Below are 848 nucleotides of genomic sequence, written 5' to 3' on the forward strand. Positions count from 1 at the left end.
ACCGTGAGATCGATCGGATCGCCCGCCGTGGAGTTACCTGCGGGGTCAGTCGCCGTCGGCGTGACAGTGCTCGCACCTTCCGGCAGCGGGTCGGTCGGCGTGCACGACCACGCGCCATCGACGACGGTCGTCGTGCACAGCACAGTGCCGTCACCATCGGTCACGGTGATCGTGTCCCCGTCATCACCGGTTCCGGTGAACGTGGGCGTCGCATCCGTCACCACGGCACCATCAGCCGGACCGGTGATCACCGGCGCCGACGGGGCCTCCGTGTCGACCGTGAGATCGATCGGATCGCCCGCCGTGGAGTTACCCGCCAGGTCTGTCGCCGTGGGCGTGATCGTGTTCGCGCCCTCCGGCAGCGGATCGGTCGGCGTGCACGACCAAACGCCATCGACCACGGTCGCCGTGCACAGCACCGTGCCGTCATCGTCGGTCAGAGTGATCGTGTCGCCGTCATCGCCGGTGCCCGTGAAGGTGGGAGTCGCATCCGTCACCACAGCGCCGTCAGCCGGGCCGGTGATCACCGGAGCGGAGGGGGCCACCGTGTCGACCGTCAGATCGATGGGATCGCCCTGAGTCGTGTTCCCCGCCGGATCCGTCGCCGTCGGCGTGATCGTGTTCGTGCCCTCCGGCAGCGGATCCGTGGGCGTGCAGGACCATTCGCCATCGACCACCGTCGTCGTGCAGAGCACGGTGCCGTCACCATCGGTCACCGTGATCGTGTCTCCATCGTCGCCGGTGCCGGTGAAGGTGGGGGTGGCATCCGTCACCGCGGCGCCATCAGCCGGGCCGGTGATCATCGGAGCAGAGGGGGCCACCGTGTCGACCGTCAGATCGATGGGATC

Annotated in this window: 1 protein-coding gene; it reads right to left on the minus strand. The window is 68.5% G+C overall.

What is annotated here, in order from left to right; translation table 11 throughout:
- Positions 1-848 (minus strand): Ig-like domain-containing protein (locus tag GZ67_RS0115120; RefSeq protein WP_029273931.1); only part of this gene is annotated, 848 nt, incomplete at both ends.

The organism is Microbacterium sp. Cr-K20, from assembly GCF_000708325.1.
Taxonomy (GTDB): Bacteria; Actinomycetota; Actinomycetes; order Actinomycetales; family Microbacteriaceae; genus Microbacterium.